Here is an 18878-nt window from a genome sequence, read left to right on the forward strand (position 1 = left end):
GATGAAAGCGGTTTACATTTGATCTTGTGGATTTTTTCGATTGTCTATTATAATAGAAAGGAGGAATGTTTGGTCATAAAATGAATGGCTATTCATTCATTGATGAAGTATAAGGGGTGGGAGAATGGATTTGATCAAAAATCTTGAGCAGACTGCGATGACCAAGGGAGAGAACGTCGCACTGATCTTTGAAGGGGACAAGTGGACCTATCGAGAACTGATGACAAGTATCGAACGTTTTGCAGATGGTTTAGTGAGCGAAGGGTTTCAAGCGGGAGATCATATCGCGCTGATTTTAGGAAATTCACCGCATTTTGTGATTTCATTTTTTGGTGCATTAAAGGCAGGACTTGTTGTTGTACCTGTCAATCCAACATATACGCCAAGTGAAATCGGCTATATGCTGGTCACTGGTGATGTAAAAGGGATTGTTGCACCGGATCAGCTTCTGCCGATATACGAGCAGGTGTATGAACAGCTTCCAGCTATTGAACGAGTCATTATTTGTGCACAAAATGAAACTGCGTGCAGGTCAAGTTTAAAAGAAGTATCTGATCGTCTTGTTTTCTTCGGAAAGCTTGTGTCTGGAGATGCGCCGGAAACTGAGCATCCTTCCATACAACCTGACGATACGGCCGTTATTTTATTTACATCTGGCACAACAGGAAAACCAAAAGGGGCAATGCTCACTCATGTTAACCTATATTCAAATGCAAGAGACATTGCGGAGTACCTGTCAATTGATGAGAAGGACAAGGTGATTGCTGCATTGCCGATGTTCCATGTGTTTTGTTTGACCGTCTGTATGAATGCCCCCTTGATTCATGGAGCGACCATCTATGTCCTGCCGCATTTCAGCCCATCAGAGCTTTTACGAATGATGGAGAAAGAAAAACCAACGCTATTTGTTGGTGTTCCAACCATGTATAACTATTTATATCGTCAGGACGGTCATGAGGAAGCGATGAAGTCGGTGAGGATTTGTATATCAGGCGGTGCGTCCATGCCTGTTGCTTTACTTCACGGTTTTGAAGAAAAGTTCGGTGTCACGGTGTTAGAGGGCTATGGATTGTCAGAGGCTTCCCCAGTGACGGCATTCAATCCCCTTGATGGAAAAAGAAAACCAGGTTCAGTCGGAACTGATATTATGAATGTGAAAAATAAGATCGTGAATGAACTTGGAGAGGAAGTTGGACCAAACGAAGTCGGAGAATTGATTGCAAAAGGGCCAAACATTATGAAAGGCTATTATCAAATGCCAGAAGACACAGAAGCAGCACTGAAAGATGGCTGGCTGTACACAGGAGATTTGGCGAGAAGAGATGAAGACGGATATATTTATATCGTCGATCGAAAAAAGGACATGATTCTCGTTGGCGGGTATAATGTCTATCCAAGAGAAGTAGAAGAAGTGCTTTATCAACATGAAGCTGTAGCAGAAGCCGTTGTCATCGGTGTGCCCGATCCAAACACAGGAGAGGCTGTTGTCTGCTACATTTCCCCTAAGAAACATGCTCACATCAATCAAGAAGACATCATCACACATTGTTCACGCTATTTGGCGAAATATAAGCAGCCCCAAACGATCCATTTCATTGATGATATTCCAAAAAACACGACTGGTAAAATTTTAAGAAGAGCGCTAAAGGATAAGTACCAAGCAGAAACAAGTAAATAAAAAAAGAGTCTCTTCTTATGAAGAGGCTCCTTTTTGAATCGCTTCTTGTACCTGTTTTCGAAAGGAATTTGACTGTTTTTGATTTAATTCATAATAGGTGCCGTCTACTAAAAAAACAACTTGAGAGCGGTTGGTCCATAGCTGAAAAGAAGTGCCATTTGTCCGTCCGAACATGACCTTGGCGATATAATCTGGCTTTTTTACATTCTTTTTGAGATGGCTGCTTGTTTGTTTCCCTTTGTTTAATTGTTCAATTAGATCCTCAGTTGTATCTTTATCATCTATTTCATAAGAAATGGACTGGTTCGTCGGTGAAAGCAATAATTTCTCTGCTCGATTTTCATCGAAGATGTCACTTGTCCGGCTGAACACATAAAAGAAGGTAATCAGTAAAAGCCCAAAGATCACAATTCCTGCAAGGATTTTCTTCATGATGAACCTCCAACTCACTTTTTTATGGTTAGTTTCTCCGATTTTTGAACAGCATAATCATTTTTTTCACTCAAGCTTTTTCAGATAGGGCATGCTATGATGGAGCCACATGAGACAGGTTCTAAACAAAAACGTGCGTGATTACAATAGAGAGAGAAATGGAAAGGAGGCTGACCAGTGCGAGTACGCAAATGGGTAGCTCTTGCAACGGTAGCATACATATTGTACGGTCTTTTTATTTATTCTTACTTATTTCTAATGGGGGATTCATCTGTCCCTGACAGTGTGAAAGGGACAAGTGCAGACCCGCATACATTTATGACAAGCCATGAGCTTGTGATTAGTGGAAGTTACTCGAACATTCGTAACCTGTTGTACTTTATGACAATTCCTTTAGATTGGTATGTCTTTTTCCTTTTGCTCATTTCAGGGTTTTCAAGGAAATTAGCAGATTGGAGCTTGGCAGCAGCTCGTTTTCATCTTTTGAGCAAACTTGTGTATGTGTTTGTGCTGTCACTTTTGACGATGCTGATCACATTGCCGGTCAAGTGGGTGAGCTACCAGTTGTCCTTGCACTACGGTGTTTCAGCACAAAGCACGGCAAGTTGGCTAAAAGACCAAACGCTTGATTTTTGGATTCAATATCCACTGCTTGTTCTATGCGCGATTGTGTTCTTTTGGCTCATTCAAAAGAAAAGGAAATATTGGTGGCTGTATGCTTGGTGTTTAACCGTTCCAGTTACACTATTTCTCTTCTTTATACAGCCGGTCGTTATTGATCCACTCTACAATGATTTTTACCCATTGAAGGATCAAGCGCTTGAGAAAAAGATATTAACTCTTGCAGAGAAAGCGCACATTCCAGCAGATCATGTATATGAAGTCAACATGTCAGAGAAAACAAACACGATGAATGCTTACGTCACAGGAATTGGTGAAAATAAGCGTATTGTTTTGTGGGATACGACACTTCAAAAGCTGAAAGACCGTGAAATCTTATTTATCATGGCGCATGAGATGGGACATTACGTGATGAAGCATGTATATATTGGTTTAGCAGGATATTTAGTGTTGTCTCTGGTTGGATTTTTTGCCATTGATCGTCTTTATTTTTCCCTTTACCAAAAAGGCGCTTCTCCATTTCGTCTGAAGGCACCATATGACGTTGCTGCTCTTCCGCTTCTTTTGATCATTGTATCTATGCTGTCATTTGCTGCTTCTCCTTTTACAAATGCTGTGTCAAGGCATCAAGAACGTGCAGCTGATGAATACGCCGTGAACTTGACGAAAGATGGAGAGGCGGGGGTAACATCATTTCAAAAGCTTGCAAAATCAGGGCTTTCCCAAGTCAATCCGCCACTTTTAGTGAAAATATTCCGCTATGGACACCCGACGATGATGGAGAGAATCATCGATATGGAAAAAGCGGCGAAAAAAGAGGAAACATCGAAAAAAGAGGAAACATCGAAAAAGCAATAAATAAAAAATCCGGCTCAGTTAGCCGGATTTTTTTGTCACACTTATTTTAGTTAGAAGCTGCTTGAACGTTAATCAATCCTTTTCCGTAATAGAACGAATTACCAAGCGGTGTTGCCGTATTTTCTAAGCGCTGACGAACCTGAGAAGTCGATAGATTCGGATACTTAGAAAGGATAAGCGCTGCTGCTCCTGCTACATGAGGAGATGCCATCGATGTTCCCGTATAAGATGTATATCCACTGCTTGGTACTGTACTTAAAATCGATGTACCAGGTGCAGAAACATCTAATTCAGGACCTGCGCTAGAGGATGAGTTTCTGACATTGTTGCTGTTCACGTTGGCAACAGCAATCGTAGAGTCGTATTTTGCAGGATAGCCAACGGTGCTAGTAGAGCCAGTTGAACCTGAATTCCCTGCTGCGGCAACGACAACTACTCCGCGATTATTCGCTGTGTCTACAGCATTTTTAAGCGCTGTGGAGCCGTTTGGTCCGCCTAAGCTCATATTGATGACATCCATGTTATTGGCAACAGCCCATTCAATACCACTGATAATCCAGCTGTATTGTCCATCGCCGTAACGATCTAACACTTTAACGGCATACAAGGAGGCGCTTGGCGCAACCCCAAGAACACCAATCGTGTTATCAAGGGCAGCAATGGTTCCGGCTACGTGAGTTCCGTGTGATTGAAAGTCTTGTGTGGCATTTGGCTCTGAAGGGACGAAGCTAGCACCGCCTGCAACATTTAAGTCAGGGTGTGCGGCGTGGATTCCAGTATCAAGGACAGCTACTTTGACGTTAGCACCTTTATAACCTTGAGCGTGTACGGCTGGAGCTTTGATTTGAGGGATACCATAAGGGACGGTTTGTGCATATGCTTCTGCTTTGTGGTCTTCTTCTACATAAGCAATGCTAGGGTCGTGTTCAAGTTTTTTTGCGGCTTGTTCAGACATCTTCACTTGTGCAGCATTAATGAGGCGGTATTGTTTTTCTAATTTCCCACCATTTTGTGTAACTGCTTGTTTCTTAGAGCTGTTTGTGGTGGCAGAAGCTTTAAAGCCAACGATATAGCTTTTTTCACTTTCTGACTTTGAGGCAGTCTCGGCATTTGCCATCGAGCCTCCAAACCCTGCTGAAAACAGAAGAGGGACAGCCAATAAAACACTTGTCATCACATTTTTCTTTTTCACGCACATTCCACATCCCTTTTTCTTATTTCAGAATAATCATCCGTAGTCTATTAGAATGATCCGTTTGATTATTCTGTATTTTCAGTTTAATAGAGATAGGCAAATAAGAGTAGACCCGAATTTTTGTGGAAGTCCTAGCGAAAAATAGGGAATTAAGTCGCTTGGAAATGATGGTAAAATATGTTTATTCTGTATTTCCAACGGTTTTCTATTAAAAAGGAATCGTGCTTTTTTTCTCATGATCCATTTGAGGATAAACATTCGATACCCGAAATGCCATAAAATAGGTAGAAAAGGCTATCATCTATTTCGAATTTCGATATAAAAAAATATTATTTTATCATTATTTTTGACATGAAAAAGAACCTGTTATGAAAACAGGTTCTTTAAGAAGGGGCAGATTGTGTTAAATGGCTGACCACGTTGTAATCGTTCACCTTCCATTCACCATCTGTCCATTCCACATAATTTAAGCAGGCATTCTCAAGTCTTGTATCCTTAATACCCATCTGTTCGTCAGCTAGTGAGGTGAGTAAGGCATGGATGGCAGCACCGTGTGCTACGATTAGTACCCGTTGATCTGGGTAGGTTGCTCTCACTTTTTCGATACCTTCTAGCATTCGATCTTGAAGTGCCGATAGTGGTTCCATATTTGGATACTGTTTATTTGGAAACAGTTTCTGACGTTCCTCAAATGACATGCCTTCAGCGTCGCCATAGTCACGTTCAATAAAATCGTCCATGATCACGAGCGGTGCATGTACATGCTGTAAAATCAAATGAGCTGTTTCTTTTGCCCTTGATAGCGGGCTGGAAATGACAACATCCCAGTGGGCATCTTTTAAGTAAAGACCGGTTTGTTCCGCTTGCCATTTACCAGTGTCATTTAAAGGGATATCTGTTCGTCCTTGAATTCGTTTTGCTGCATTCCAATCGGTTTCTCCGTGTCTGACTAGGCAAATTGCTGTCAATCAAATCCCGCCTTTTCTATCTTTTCTTCTATTATACTAAAACAGAAGAAGAATGACTGGATCAGTGATTTGTCAGACTCGTTAAGGACTCGACCGAACTTGCCACTTGGGACACTGTTTGTTTGACTTCTTTCAATTCGTTTAGGAATGTTTGCAAATCTATTTCAATTTTTCCGTTTTGGTTTTTGCTTAAGTTCATGCTGCTGACGATATCATCGAATAGCGAGTTGATTTGGGTCATTTTTTCTTTACTGTCTGTCACAAGTAAATTCACATCAGCAATATGCTGTGACACAATGGAGATTTGTGAATTTGTGTTGTTGACGAGCTCAGATACAGTTGAAACCGTTTTCTTTGTATCCTCTGATAATTTGCGAACCTCGTTTGCAACGACAGCAAAGCCTTTGCCATGTTCACCTGCTCGAGCTGATTCGATTGAAGCGTTTAAAGATAGTAAATTCGTTTGCTCCGCAATACCTGTGACAATCCCAAAAATTTGTTCAATTTGTTTCGCAATTTCTTCTAAGCGTTTAATTTCTGTTTCAATCTTTGTCATACTGCCGTCAATTTGGTTCATTTGCGTCTGCTGAATTTCTAACTCTTTTTTACCGCCAATTGATTTCTCTTCAACTTGTGCTGAAATCTTTGTGCCAGCCTGTGACATATCCGCCATCTCATCAGATTTTGATACAAGTTTGTCCACTGCATTTGTTGTGTTTGAGAAGAGAGAAGCAAGTGAATTAGATGTTTCTGTAATTTTTGTATGAAGCTCTTTTTGCTGTAGTTCTGCTTCATCACGAACTTTAGAGTATTCATTTTGGAACGTATCTAGGACAAGCTGCTGCTCTAGATTTAAAATTTTCGTCGTCGCTTTCACTGCCGTCTGATATTCTTTGAAATCTTGGATATGCTGGGCAAATAAATCCATAATGGATAGCAATAGGTCTTGGAAGGCTGCCATATACCATTTAGGTTGAAGTCCAATTCTTAAATGAACTTGTGCAATTTTAATTCTTTTGGCCACATAAGATTCGTCAATCACACCAGCAAACATTTCACTAATATGAATGCGTAGTGTTTTCTTTAGACGCTCGACTGAGCTGTTATCTTGAATGATGTGCATCAAGGAAGACTCGACTTCTAGGTTTTTATAAAATTTATCGACGATATGTTCAATTTCATCTTGAACGATTGGATTCAGCTGTTTCAAGATAAAAAGGTCTTGCTGCGTCAAATCAATCATTTTAATTTGTTTGGCAATGTCCGTATTCTCCGGAAAATTGATTCGTTTTATCCCATCATCCTGCTGTGTGAAAAAAGCAGTGTTTTTCTTTTTACTCTCTTTTTTAAATAACAATGTGTTTGTCCCCCCATGATCATCAAAAATATCAGACTTTATGTTTTTTATCGGATAATATTGGATTTTTTAAAGGGAAAACAGTGAAATTTTACTGTTCTTTATATGACCTTTTTAGTGGTTTTTTCGCCGGACCTTCTACTACTTCTCCCGTAATGGAGAAACGAGACCCGTGACAAGGACAGTCCCACGTGCGGTCACTATTATTCCACGCGACTTCACAGCCTAAGTGAGTACAGGTTGTATCGACAAGAAAGATATCTCCGTCCTCTGACTTAAAAGCGCCACATTTTTTATGCTCATAAGACACAATCCCGCCTTCCCCCGGTTTTAAATCATCAATTGTTTGATCAGCTCGCTTTAATTTACCACTGATCAGCTTCGCTGCAACATTGGTGTTTTCTTTGATAAAGTCTTTTACGAATGCGTCTGACACGAGTCTTGATGGAGTAAAGAGGGATTCGTAAGGATTCGATTTTCCTTCGATCAAATCTCCGATCAGTGTCGCTGCTACGTGGCTTGTGGTCATGCCCCATTTTCTAAAGCCTGTTGCCACAAAAATATTCGAATGATGTGATGTCAGGCGGCCAATGTAAGGGATTTGATCCATTGTGACCATATCATGCGTGGACCAGCGGTAAAGGACTTCCGTTATACCAAGGGTGGCTTCACCAAACCTTTCTAGTGCTTCATAGTGTGCGGATTCATCTCCGCCTTGTCCGGTTTTATGGCCTTGTCCACCGATGAGCACGACATCTTCTCCATGGAATTTCGCCGTTCTTAATGAATGGGCAGGCTGATCAATTCCTAAGTACATGCCGTCAGGAAGCGGTTTTTTTGTTTTGGCTGCGACGACATAAGATTGCTCAGGATGGATTCGCGTGAAATACAGTCCTTTGCCATCGTAAAAAGGAAAGTGTGAGCATGAAATGATAGAGCGCCCCATCAGATGATGGCCACTTTTTGTGACGACAGCAGGGTGTTTTCCTTCTTTTACATCGACTGCCGTTGTCTGTTCAAATATGCGCACGCCTCGGTCAATGAGCTGATCGATCAGTGCATGAAGATAATGAAGAGGATGAAATTGTGCCTGCTGCGTCATGGCGAGGGATGCCTTGATGCCAGCATCAAACGGGAGCGCTGTTTTCCATTCGCGATCGATACCGAGCTGTTTGTACGCATCTAATTCCTTCTTTAACTTTTTGACGCCGTTTTCTTCTGTTGTATAAAGGTAAGCATCTTTTACCTCAAGATGACAATCAATGTCATACTCTTTCACACGTGCTTGGATGAGTTCCTTTGCTTTTTCATTTGCTTCTACATATAAACGGGCTTTCGGCATACCAATATGCTGAATCAACTCATGATAGTACACATCATGCTGGGAGGTAATTTTCGCTGTCGTATGTCCAGTGGTTCCTTGCAATACTTGATCAGCATCTATGATGATGACATCCAGTCCGCGTTCTGTCATTTCAAATGCAGTAGCGATACCGGTAATACCGGCACCTACAATGATGACATCTGCTGTAAGATCTTCGCTAACAGTAGGAAAAGAGGGCTTCTCACTATCAGCTAGCCATAACGACTTTGCTTGCTCCGATCCTTTATGTTCTTGTTCCATGTTGTCGCCTCCAGTCACTTGTTGTGTATAATTTTTCCACGATGCTGAAAATCATACATTTTAGTGAAAACAAGAGCGAAATACATAAAAAAATGAGCAACACATAAAAATAAACGAGATAAAAAGGAAGGAGTGGACTGACGTGTCAACAAAGCAGCCAAAGAAAACGTTACCGCCTCAGCATCAGAACGAACGTCCAGGACTTGAATATAAAATGAACCCTAGACCTATCTTTGATCGAGAGGTGCAAGGCAAAAAGCTGACAGGGAAAACGGCGATTGTCACAGGTGGAGACAGCGGGATTGGACGAGCAGTATCTGTCTTATTTGCGAAAGAAGGAGCCAATGTAGCGATTGTTTATTTGAATGAACATCGTGATGCGGAAGAAACGAAGGACTATATTGAAAAGATGGGAGGCCGCGTCATCTTAATAGCAGGTGACCTAGGGGATGAAGCTTTTTCAAACGAGGTCGTCAAACAAACAAAAGATGCTTTCGGTTCGATTGATATTTTGGTCAACAACGCAGGTGAACAGCATCCGCAAAAAAGCATTGAACAGATTACCTCTCACCAGCTTCTTCGGACATTTCAAACGAATATATTTGCCATGTTCTATTTAACAAAAGCGGTGCTCCCTCATTTAAAGAAAGGAAGCAGTATTATTAATACAGCATCGGTCACTGCTTATAAAGGTCATGAAACCTTAATTGATTATTCATCGACAAAAGGGGCGGTTGTAACGTTTACAAGATCATTATCTCTATCTCTTATCAAACAAGGGATTCGGGTAAATGGGGTAGCGCCTGGACCGATTTGGACACCGCTGATTCCATCCACATTTACGGAAAAGGAAGTGTCTGAATTTGGTGGAGATGTCCCAATGGAGCGGCCTGGTGAGCCAGTAGAGTTAGCGCCGAGTTATTTATTTTTAGCGAGCGAAGACTCTTCTTATATGAATGGACAAATGATTCATGTGAATGGCGGAACCATATTAAATGGATAAAAACAAAAAACTTGCGGTAAAGAGACAAGTTTCTGTCTCTCTGCCGCAAGTAAAATCATCATGATTGATGTAAGCAATGTTCTGCATATTGAGCTGACAGGTCATTAAAACGCTTTTCATCACGCTGATCTAGCGCCTTGTCAATCTCTTCTCTAAGGAAGGTTAAGCGCTGTTTATAAAGCGCCTCATCTAAAACCATTTGAATATAAATGTCTAAAATAGTAACGCCATTCTCTTCGGTTTTTTGGGTGTTGCGGGACTTCATGAGCTCAGCATACGTTTTTTTCTCTTTCATAAAGAATCCCCCCGATGCCTTTTTTATAGTATATGGATTGGCGGAGAAAAAATCAACAAGAATTTATAATTTTTAGACAATTTATTTTTGAGCCATATCGACACCCCTTGTCCAGTCGACAAGATGCGATATATCTTTAAAAATGGCTTTTAGATAGATCGAATGTACTAAAAAATATGATAAAAAGATAATTTTAAATAAATATTGAAAAAATCCTGTCGTTTCTTATACGTTGGTGATAGATTAATAGTATCTAAAATAACCAAAAATTAACACAGGAGGAAATGAAGTGTCAGGAATTAGTGAAACACCATTAGATTCATACGTCATTAATCAAACAACAATGGCGGTCCTTCCGGTTGAAGAAGGAAAACGAGTATATTCAAAAGTGATCGAAAGAGAGACAAGCTTTTACGTTGAATTAAAGCCGCTGCAAATAATAGAACGCAGTTGCAGGTTCTTTGGCTCAAGCTATGCAGGCAGAAAAGCGGGAACATACGAAGTAACAGGAATATCTCATAAGCCTCCCATCGTGATTGACTCATCCAATCATCTGTATTTCTTCCCAACCTATTCATCCAACCGCCCTCAATGCGGATGGATCTCCCACAAATACATTCATATCTTTCAGGAATCATCCCTCGGAGACACGGTTGTTACTTTTACAAATGAGCAATCGGTCAAACTAGATGTCTCATATAAGTCATTTGAGAGTCAGGTACACCGAACAGCGTATCTCCGAACGAAATTTCAAGATCGACTTGATGGAGGTCTTCCTAAGAAACAAGAATTTATGCTGTATCCAAAGGAACAGCAGCTCAACCTTGTGTATGATTTTATCTTAAGAGAACTTCGTAATCGTTATTAGTGAGAGACCAGCGGCAGAAGCCGCTGGACTGCTTACCCATTGCCATCACTTTTTTGCAGAAAAAAACATTGATTATCGTATAAAAAAATATATAATTTATCTATAATGTATAATTTTTTATATAATGAAAGGGGTCATGGGGATGATGTATGAAGAACTGGATACGCCGGCACTACTCATTGATAAAAGGGTGATGATGGAGAATGTAGCGGCGATGCAGCAATACGCAGACCGTCAGCATGTCAAATTACGCCCTCATACGAAAACGCATAAAACGCCTGCACTTGCCAAGCTGCAGGAAGAGAAAGGTGCATCTGGCATTACGGTAGCGAAAGTAGGAGAGGCTGAAGTAATGGCAGCCCATGGGCTCAAGGATATTTTTATCGCCAATCAAATTGTAGGTGAGACTAAACTCAAGCGGATTCGTAAACTGGCAGAGTCGATACAGATTTCATTCGGTATAGATTGTGTTGAGCATGTGAAGCAGATTGAGCAAGTCTTTCGTGAATCAGAGAAAAAAGCGGAGGTTTTAATTGAGATAGAGGTTGGAGAGGGAAGGTCTGGTGTCATTGAAGAACGTCATTTCTGCCACATATTAGAGGCGATTCAAACAAGTGATGCCGTTCATTTAAAGGGGATTTTTTCTCATGATGGTCATACGTATCAAGCCGAAAGTAAAGCACATTGCCAGACATTATACAATGAGGCTGTAAATCGAACGCTCCGTTTTGCGCACATTGCAGAAGAAGCTGGTATGCCGCTAGAGGTCGTCAGTATTGGATCAACACCGCCATTTTTATTTCAATTTGATATTCCAAAAGGAGTCACAGAAATACGGCCAGGCACATACATCTTGATGGATGCTTCCCAGTCCAATGTAATCGGCACATATTCACATTGTGCAGCATCTGTGCTGACAACGGTCATTAGTAAACCGACAGAGCGCCGGGTGATTACAGATGTAGGGGCCAAGGGGCTGACGGCACAAACACGTACAAAAGGGCTGACCAAAACAGAGGGCTTAGGCAAAGTGAAAGAATATGATGATGTATTTGTTTCAAGCGTATTTGACGAGCATGCCATTATCTATCATGAAGGCTTTCGTCAAAGTGTACAGATCGGTGAGAAGGTGCAAATTATTCCGAATCACATCTGTCCTGCTGTGAATCTTCATGAAAAAGCATACCTCATTCAAGATGGCGAAGTGGTAGAAGAGCTGGAGATTGCTTGTAAAGGAAAGCTGCAATAAATTGGTAGGATCATAAAAGGCGCCGAAAGGGGTCTTTTTTATTGGAGAAAAAATGGCGAAGATGAATTAGATTGAAACCAAATGTGCCTTTCTCGTCGTCTATTGACTGTATCATCATGAAATGGCAGGGAAATGTGAACCATTAGAAGGATTTTCATTCATTTCCGCATAAATCACAGAAGTGATACATGCGGTCTGTTACAATAAAAATAAGTCATTTCTTGCAAGGTGTTCGTATGAGGTAAAAGTTGATCATATTTGACCGATATGAACAAATGGGAAAGAGAAATGGGGGCCGTGTATGAAAAAACGATGGCATTTGATGCTGCTATTTACCGTGACAGTGACACTACTCACGGCCTGCAATCAAGCAGGTCAGCCGCCTTCAAAACAAAACACAAAAGAAGCTGCGTATGAACAATGGGTTCAGCGTTATATGGATGAGTTAAATGAAGCATATGAAAACATGACCGATCAATTTATTTCGGATGGACATGGAAAAATTCAAGTCAATGAAAAATTGACAAAAGCAACGAAAGCATTCGACCGTGTCATTCAAAAAGGGCTTACTCATCAAGAAGTGCCAGCTGTGTATCAAAAGGCAGACAAACAATTAAAGACAGGTCTTGCTTCATTTGAAAAAGGAATGAGCAAGGTAGAGCAGCTGTTGAAGCGTCCTGATCAAGAAAAGCTGTTTATGTCAGCCACTCAATATTTTCAAGATGGATTGCAAGAGACAGCCTCTTTCATTGAAGAAGTAGGAAACGTTCAGCAATCACAATGAAAAGCCTGGAAGAGAGACTTCCAGGCTTTTTTAGATGTGCAGTGTTTGCTTTAATCGGCGTACACCTTCTTGAATCATGGCTTCATCCGTACAGGCAAAACCAAGCAGCAACCCTTTCCTTTTGCTTTCATAACAATAGGGGCTTAATGGATAAATGCCGACACCTGCCGCTTTTGCGGCCTCAATCGTACCTTGTTCATCAAAGTCTGATGTTCCTTCCAAAAAGACGTGAAGGCCTGTATCGGTTCCATATAAACGGAAGTGTTTGTCAAAGTGATGTGTCAAAAGAGCATCCATCATCGCTGCCTGCCGTTTTTTATACATCTGTCTCATCCGCCTGACATATCGCGTAAACTCGCCTTCTCTGAAAAAAGAGGCCAGAGTGATTTGCTCCATGATCGGCAGCTGTCTTTGAATAAGTGATTGCAGTGCAGCGATTTCTTTGATGACTGCTTTGGAGCCGATGATGGCAGCAAGGCGGATGCCTGGTGCAAGCACCTTGGAAAAACTGACAATATAGATCACATGATCGGGTGCTTCTGAAAATAAAGAAGGAAGCGGTCCGCCATGATAACGATAATCCCCATCAAAATCATCTTCTAATATGTAAGATTGAGCCTTCGCAGCAAACTGCAGCAGCTCCCGTCTTCTATTGACGCTCATACAGACACCGGTTGGCCGCTGATGAGAGGGCGTTACAGCGATCAGCTTTGTACGTTCTGGCAATGTATTCACCATCATTCCTTCTTCATCGACTGGTGCGGGATAAATAGTCATTTCGCGATGTAAAAAGGATAACCTAGCTCCAGGAAAACCAGGATCTTCAACAGCGACTGTATCTCCTTTTTTGAGCATGACTTGTGAAATCAAGTCAATGGCTTGTTGTGTTCCCCCTGTTAACACCATTTGGTCTTCTTCTATATCAATGCCGCGTTCAACCGATAAGTATTGGCGAATTTCTGAACGCACTTCCCATAATCCATGCGGAGAAGAATAGCCCCAATCTTTCATATTTAAACGCTGTAATGCTTTTAGAAGCGAGCGTTTCCATATGTTTTGAAAATGGTCGTCGATGGCTGGTTCTTGATGGCGGAAATCAATCTCAAGTGTGTCATGAAATTGATTGGCCGAGAGCCAGTGATCCATTTGTTTTTCAGCCTCGTCAAAGTGAGGTCTTGTCGGAAGTGCAAAAGGCGGTTCGTTTTGATGTGGGGGAGAAGCAGCATAGTGATTACTTGAAATGACCTTTGTCCCGCCTCTTCTAGAGGTGCTGACATAGCCTCTTGCTAGCAGTTCATCATAGGCAAGCTGTACGGTGGATCGAGATACGTTGAGCTCTTGTGCTAATACTCTTGTCGGAGTCAACTGATCATCAGGATTCAGTGTGTTTGTATGAATTTTTTGAATGATGCCATTGACGATTTGCTGCCAGAGCGGGGTAGAGCTGGAACGGTCTAAATGAATGTACACAGTGCACCTTCTTTCCTTTGTCATGTCATCATTGATGATGACATGGAATTATGGACTGGTCAATAGCTTCATTTTTGGATGTGGGAAGAAATCCAAATGATGTGTACACTGGTTCATATCATTTACACAGAGGAGAGAGTCCCATGATTCCTGCATCAAAAGAAGAAACAGCACAGCTATCCATGATTCCGTTTGTGTTCGTTTTATTTAGCCTTTTTATGATTACAACAGCAGTGAACCTGCAAGTCCCTCTTTATACGGAATATGCAGAGCAGGCAGGATACGGAAAGGCGTCAACAGCCCTTGTGTTTGCTGCGTATGTTTTCGGACTGATTCCAGTATTACTGTTACTTGGCGGCATGTCTGACCGGGCTGGACGAAAACCGATTTTATTGATCGCACTTTGCTTTTCATTATGTGCCACCCTGCTCATGATCGTGCATCCGACCATCAAAATGCTCTTTGTAGCCCGGCTGCTGCAAGGAGTGGGACTTGGGTTAAGTGTTGGCACATGTACTGCCTACTTGATTGCTTTATATCCAGAGAAATCGGGCTGGATCCCAACGTTTATCGCATTATGCAGTTCAATTGGATTTGGAGGAGGTGCTCTTTTTACAGCGATTCTTTCTTTTGAGCAAGTGTCACTGACGCCTCTTAGCTATTGGATTGTGTTGGTCTTGATCATGTTGACGATTGTTGCTGTATTCTTTTTGGTGCCGCCTGTACAAGGGGATGCAAGTAAACCGCTCATGAACATGCCGAGGTTTCCAAAAGGAACAATGCCAGCGAACATAGCCATTGCTATCGCATGGTCTGTGTGCGGTCTTGTCATTTCGATTTTGCCAGCACAGCTTAAATTAAATGGCTATGAATTGTGGGTAGGCCCGGCACTGTTTTTTATTAATATGGCAGGTGTTCTGATGCAGCCTTTTGTCCGAAAGATGAATAGCAGTGCAGCGCTTCGTATCGGTTTTATTTGTCTTCCATGTGGATATGGCCTGCTGTTATTCGGTGCTAATAGCGGGTCCATATTCCTTGTCCTTGCTGGAACTCTTTTAGCGGGCACAGCTTGCTATGGATTTACTTACTTAGGCGGTCTCCAGCTGATTGTTGAGAAAGGGAAGAAGGAAGCGGCTAGAGCCGTTGCTGGATATTACTTGTTTGCGTATCTAGGTCTTGGCATACCAAGTGTGTTTGTGGGTCTCTTTGCTGATATGTACGGTACTCAGACAGTGTTAACGCTCTTTTTCATGCTCGTGCTGGCTGCCTGTCTGATCTTGTTTAGTTTAAGTTTCAGAGAGAGGCAAAAGTGAAATGGATTCTTTCTCTTTCCTCTCCAATTCGTTTAAAATAAAGACAGAAGAGGAGGAGGGAAATGAAAAAAGTACAGCTAAATGGTGCGATGTGCAGATCACAAGAGGAGCTTCATGATCAACTAAAAACAGTGTTACAACTTCCTGATCATTACGGGGAAAATCTTGATGCCCTTTGGGACTGTTTAACAGGAGAAGTGAGCTTGCCTGTAGAGCTCACGTGGATTCATTATCAAGTTTGCAAAGACGAGCTTGGTGGTTATGCAGAGAATTTGCGGCAGTTATTTCAAGAGGCTGAAGAGGAACTGCAAGGGCAGTTTCAATTGAATATTGAAGCGTAAAAAAGCAGCTGATCCTAAAAGCTGTTTTTTTATGCAGTTTTCACCCTTTCTCATTCTACTATTGAATATTTCACTAAATATGATAATATATGAACTGCCGTTAATTGATAATGATAATCATTTGTGGCAGAGAGCTTGATAGAAAGTGTGAACCCTGTATGAAGTTGTACCAATTAAGTTTGTTGTTTGTGTGTTTGGCATGTGCGTCGCTGTTTGTCGGAGTACAGGACCTGTCTCTTTTACAGTTGTTTCATCTATCAGATGAACAAATGAACACCTTATTTTCAAGTCGCATCCCGCGGCTGATGAGTATTGTGCTTGCTGGCATGAGCCTGAGCTTATGCGGTTTTATCATGCAAAGCATGACGAGAAATAAATTTGTCTCTCCAACGACTGCAGGAACAATGGATTGGGCCAAGCTGGGTATTTTAACCGCTATGCTTGTTTTTACACAGGCAAGCCCGCTGATGAAAATGGCGATTGCGTTTTTATTTACGTTAGCTGGCAATCTATTATTCTTAAAAATTCTACGCCATATTAAGGTGAACGATACGATCTACGTACCGTTAGTCGGCTTAATGTTTGGCGGAATTGTTAGTTCAATTTCCACGTTTATAGCCTATAAATATGATTTGATCCAAAACGTATCCGCATGGCTGCAAGGGGATTTTTCTCTTATTGTTCAGGGGCGTTATGAACTGCTCTATGTGAGTGTTCCTCTATTGATCATCGCGTATTTATATGCTGACCGCTTTACAGTGGCTGGTATGGGTGAGAGCTTTGCCGTCAATTTAGGTTTAACGTATAAACGTGTCATGGCAGTTGGTTTGGTGATTGTTTCGATGATTACTTCTGTAACGATTTTGACTGTTGGCATGCTGCCATTCCTCGGCTTGATCATTCCGAATATTGTATCGATCTACCGAGGGGATCACTTGAAAAAGAGCCTGCCTCACACGGCTTTATTAGGGGCCATTTTTGTGCTCATATGTGACGTGCTCGGACGAGTGATCATTTATCCATATGAAATATCTGTCGGGCTTATGGTCGGCATCATTGGAAGTGCGATCTTCCTGTACATGTTATTAAGGAGGAAGCGCTATGCATAAGAAACGAACATTATTTCTCATTGCAGCCATTGCAGCCGTATTCGTTGTCATCTTCGTCACCTTTCAAATGGGGTACTGGGAGTACACAGTGCCGAGCCGTTTAAAAAAGGTGCTTGCCATGACTTTGACAGGAGGCGCGATTGCCTTTTCCTCTGTTGTATTTCAAACATTGACCAACAACCGAATCTTAACGCCAAGCATTTTAGGGTTAGACGCGCTTTACTTGTTTTTGCAAACGGCGATTATTTATCTTTTTGGATCGACCAATTTGATGATCGCGAATAAGAACCTGAATTTCTTTCTCTGCGTTGGATTAATGATTCTGTTTTCTGTGCTGCTCTATACGGTCATGTTCAAGCGCAAAAACAAGCATATTTTCTTACTCCTGCTTGTCGGGATTGTGTTTGGAACATTGTTCAAAAGTCTTTCTTCCTTTATGGAAATGCTCATTGACCCGAATGAATACCAAGTCGTACAGGACAAGTCCTTTGCCAGCTTTAATCACATGAACACAGATATTTTACTCTTCGCTTCTCTTTTATTTGCGGCACTTTGTCTTTATATATGGACCTTCCGCGCGAAATTAGATGTCATGTCGTTAGGAAAGGAACAGGCTGTGAATCTCGGGATTGACTATGACAGGATCACAAAAAAGATGCTGATCGTCATTGCCGTCCTTGTTTCTATTGCGACGGCCCTCGTCGGCCCAATTACGTTTCTTGGCTTACTCGTTGTGAATGTGGCAAGAGAGCTGTTTCGTACATATCGGCACACGTACTTGCTATTAGGCTCGTTTTTCATTAGTGTCATTGCGCTTGTAGGCGGGGAATTTCTTGTGGAAAAGGTATTTACGTTTCAAACACCGCTTAGTGTGCTAATTGATTTAGTCGGTGGACTGTATTTTATTTATTTACTTTTAAAGGAGAGTCGTTCATGGTCGTGATGAAGGGAGTCAGTAAGACATATAACGGAAAAACAGTGCTTCACGAAACAACTGTCAGTGTAAAAAAAGGACAGCTGACCTCTCTCATTGGTCCAAATGGCGCAGGCAAAAGTACGCTTTTGTCCATCATGAGCCGCCTGATTCAACCTGATACTGGGGAAGCTTATTTAGAGGATAAACCTTATCGAGCGTACTCTCCTCAGGATCTTGCGAAAAAAATGAGCATCTTGAAGCAGTCGAACCACATGAGTGTGCGCCTGACCGTTCGTGAGCTTGTCAGCTTTGGCCGCTTTCCTTACTCTCAAGGCCGCTTGACAAAAGAAGATGAGAACATGATTGATGTGTCGCTTCAATACATGAGACTCGTCGAAATCCAGCATCAATATTTAGATGAACTAAGCGGCGGACAAAGGCAGAGAGCCTTTATTGCCATGGTGCTGGCTCAGGATACGGATTATATTTTCTTAGATGAGCCTTTAAATAATTTAGATATGAACCATTCAGTTGAAATGATGAAGCTGTTTCAGCAGCTCGTGAAAGATCTTGGAAAAACGATTGTTGTTGTTCTCCATGATATTAACTTTGCATCTGTCTATTCAGATCACATCGTCGCCTTAAAAGAGGGTCAGGTAATCAAAGAAGGAAGCGTTGATGAAGTGATTCAAACAGAAGCACTTGAACACATTTATGACATGCGCATACCGATCGAAGTCATTCGTGGTGAGCGTATTTGCTTATATTTTTCTTGAAAAAATGAAGAGGTGATCAAT

At 41.6% G+C, this 18878-nt stretch carries 18 protein-coding genes; 11 read left to right on the top strand and 7 right to left on the bottom strand.

The genetic code is table 11. The features are described 5' to 3' along the window. The first annotated feature begins 124 nt into the window (after positions 1-124). Complete coding sequence (locus tag NST09_RS05180) at positions 125-1678, top strand: fatty acid--CoA ligase family protein (protein ID WP_342493409.1); 1554 nt, start codon at positions 125-127, stop codon at positions 1676-1678. 15 nt (positions 1679-1693) lie between these two features. Here the strand turns inward: NST09_RS05180 and NST09_RS05185 are convergent, their stop codons facing one another. Then, positions 1694-2110 (bottom strand): hypothetical protein, encoded by a 417-nt coding sequence (locus NST09_RS05185; RefSeq protein ID WP_007497192.1) that lies wholly within the window; start codon positions 2108-2110, stop codon positions 1694-1696. Between the two features lie 177 nt (positions 2111-2287). Between NST09_RS05185 and NST09_RS05190 the strand changes: the two genes are divergently transcribed. After that, positions 2288-3589, top strand: coding sequence for a M48 family metallopeptidase (locus NST09_RS05190; protein WP_342493410.1), 1302 nt, complete (start codon positions 2288-2290; stop codon positions 3587-3589). Positions 3590-3635: 46 nt separating this feature from the next. Here NST09_RS05190 and NST09_RS05195 read toward each other — a convergent pair whose 3' ends face one another. The 4 genes from NST09_RS05195 to NST09_RS05210 all read right to left on the bottom strand — a co-directional run bounded on the left by NST09_RS05195 (position 3636) and on the right by NST09_RS05210 (position 8733). Beyond that, complete coding sequence (locus NST09_RS05195) at positions 3636-4781, bottom strand: S8 family peptidase (protein ID WP_008348814.1); 1146 nt, start codon at positions 4779-4781, stop codon at positions 3636-3638. Between the two features lie 386 nt (positions 4782-5167). Beyond that, positions 5168-5752 (bottom strand): histidine phosphatase family protein, encoded by a 585-nt coding sequence (locus NST09_RS05200; RefSeq protein WP_007497198.1) that lies wholly within the window; start codon positions 5750-5752, stop codon positions 5168-5170. 61 nt (positions 5753-5813) lie between these two features. After that, positions 5814-7109: a globin-coupled sensor protein gene (locus NST09_RS05205; protein WP_035700157.1), complete on the bottom strand. Its 1296-nt coding sequence runs from the start codon at positions 7107-7109 to the stop codon at positions 5814-5816. A gap of 91 nt (positions 7110-7200) precedes the next feature. Continuing rightward, the gene (locus NST09_RS05210) at positions 7201-8733 is read right to left on the bottom strand and encodes an FAD-dependent oxidoreductase (RefSeq protein WP_342493411.1); all 1533 of its coding nucleotides are present in this window, start codon (positions 8731-8733) and stop codon (positions 7201-7203) included. A gap of 142 nt (positions 8734-8875) precedes the next feature. Here NST09_RS05210 and NST09_RS05215 point away from each other — a divergent pair, with 142 nt between their 5' ends. After that, a complete protein-coding gene (locus NST09_RS05215) occupies positions 8876-9736 on the top strand; it encodes an SDR family oxidoreductase (RefSeq protein WP_268362542.1) in 861 nt (286 codons plus the stop codon). A 58-nt stretch (positions 9737-9794) separates the two neighbouring features. Here the strand turns inward: NST09_RS05215 and NST09_RS05220 are convergent, their stop codons facing one another. Beyond that, positions 9795-10031, bottom strand: coding sequence for an IDEAL domain-containing protein (locus NST09_RS05220; RefSeq protein WP_008348804.1), 237 nt, complete (start codon positions 10029-10031; stop codon positions 9795-9797). Positions 10032-10320: 289 nt separating this feature from the next. Between NST09_RS05220 and NST09_RS05225 the strand changes: the two genes are divergently transcribed. The 3 genes from NST09_RS05225 (at position 10321) to NST09_RS05235 (ending at position 12932) form a co-directional block, all read left to right on the top strand. After that, positions 10321-10899: a competence protein ComK gene (locus tag NST09_RS05225; RefSeq protein WP_017366958.1), complete on the top strand. Its 579-nt coding sequence runs from the start codon at positions 10321-10323 to the stop codon at positions 10897-10899. Positions 10900-11041: 142 nt separating this feature from the next. Continuing rightward, positions 11042-12148, top strand: coding sequence for an alanine racemase (locus NST09_RS05230; protein WP_342493412.1), 1107 nt, complete (start codon positions 11042-11044; stop codon positions 12146-12148). Positions 12149-12449: 301 nt separating this feature from the next. Beyond that, on the top strand, positions 12450-12932 hold the full coding sequence (locus tag NST09_RS05235) for a hypothetical protein (protein ID WP_046343108.1): 483 nt from the start codon (positions 12450-12452) through the stop codon (positions 12930-12932). 30 nt (positions 12933-12962) lie between these two features. On the opposite strand, the gene NST09_RS05240 is transcribed toward NST09_RS05235, so the two are convergent. Then, the gene (locus NST09_RS05240; protein WP_181566834.1) at positions 12963-14402 is read right to left on the bottom strand and encodes a PLP-dependent aminotransferase family protein; all 1440 of its coding nucleotides are present in this window, start codon (positions 14400-14402) and stop codon (positions 12963-12965) included. A gap of 143 nt (positions 14403-14545) precedes the next feature. Here NST09_RS05240 and NST09_RS05245 point away from each other — a divergent pair, with 143 nt between their 5' ends. The 5 genes from NST09_RS05245 (at position 14546) to NST09_RS05265 (ending at position 18857) form a co-directional block, all read left to right on the top strand. Then, a complete protein-coding gene (locus NST09_RS05245) occupies positions 14546-15715 on the top strand; it encodes an MFS transporter (protein WP_342493413.1) in 1170 nt (389 codons plus the stop codon). 62 nt (positions 15716-15777) lie between these two features. After that, entirely contained in the window at positions 15778-16056 is a 279-nt protein-coding gene (locus tag NST09_RS05250) for a barstar family protein (protein ID WP_249670297.1), read from the top strand. 158 nt (positions 16057-16214) lie between these two features. Next, positions 16215-17165, top strand: a complete 951-nt coding sequence (locus NST09_RS05255) for an ABC transporter permease (RefSeq protein ID WP_017366964.1) — start codon at positions 16215-16217, stop codon at positions 17163-17165. After that, complete coding sequence (locus NST09_RS05260; protein WP_017366965.1) at positions 17158-18108, top strand: iron chelate uptake ABC transporter family permease subunit; 951 nt, start codon at positions 17158-17160, stop codon at positions 18106-18108. Before NST09_RS05255 ends, NST09_RS05260 begins: the two co-directional genes overlap by 8 nt. Beyond that, positions 18099-18857: an ATP-binding cassette domain-containing protein gene (locus tag NST09_RS05265; protein WP_048002567.1), complete on the top strand. Its 759-nt coding sequence runs from the start codon at positions 18099-18101 to the stop codon at positions 18855-18857. Before NST09_RS05260 ends, NST09_RS05265 begins: the two co-directional genes overlap by 10 nt. Positions 18858-18878 lie beyond the last annotated feature (21 nt).

Origin of the sequence: Bacillus sp. FSL W7-1346, assembly GCF_038593335.1 — a bacterium.
GTDB classification, from domain to species: Bacteria; Bacillota; Bacilli; order Bacillales; family Bacillaceae; genus Bacillus; species Bacillus altitudinis.

Excerpts from the sequence above, each read along its gene's own strand:
- NST09_RS05180 (WP_342493409.1), top strand. The coding sequence starts at position 125 with ATGGATTTGATCAAAAATCTTGAGCAGACTGCGATGACCAAGGGAGAG.
- NST09_RS05185 (WP_007497192.1), bottom strand. The coding sequence starts at position 2,110 with ATGAAGAAAATCCTTGCAGGAATTGTGATCTTTGGGCTTTTACTGATT.
- NST09_RS05210 (WP_342493411.1), bottom strand. The coding sequence starts at position 8,733 with ATGGAACAAGAACATAAAGGATCGGAGCAAGCAAAGTCGTTATGGCTA.
- NST09_RS05220 (WP_008348804.1), bottom strand. The coding sequence starts at position 10,031 with ATGAAAGAGAAAAAAACGTATGCTGAGCTCATGAAGTCCCGCAACACC.
- NST09_RS05230 (WP_342493412.1), top strand. The coding sequence starts at position 11,042 with ATGATGTATGAAGAACTGGATACGCCGGCACTACTCATTGATAAAAGG.
- NST09_RS05235 (WP_046343108.1), top strand. The coding sequence starts at position 12,450 with ATGAAAAAACGATGGCATTTGATGCTGCTATTTACCGTGACAGTGACA.
- NST09_RS05245 (WP_342493413.1), top strand. The coding sequence starts at position 14,546 with ATGATTCCTGCATCAAAAGAAGAAACAGCACAGCTATCCATGATTCCG.
- NST09_RS05250 (WP_249670297.1), top strand. The coding sequence starts at position 15,778 with ATGAAAAAAGTACAGCTAAATGGTGCGATGTGCAGATCACAAGAGGAG.
- NST09_RS05255 (WP_017366964.1), top strand. The coding sequence starts at position 16,215 with ATGAAGTTGTACCAATTAAGTTTGTTGTTTGTGTGTTTGGCATGTGCG.
- NST09_RS05260 (WP_017366965.1), top strand. The coding sequence starts at position 17,158 with ATGCATAAGAAACGAACATTATTTCTCATTGCAGCCATTGCAGCCGTA.
- NST09_RS05265 (WP_048002567.1), top strand. The coding sequence starts at position 18,099 with ATGGTCGTGATGAAGGGAGTCAGTAAGACATATAACGGAAAAACAGTG.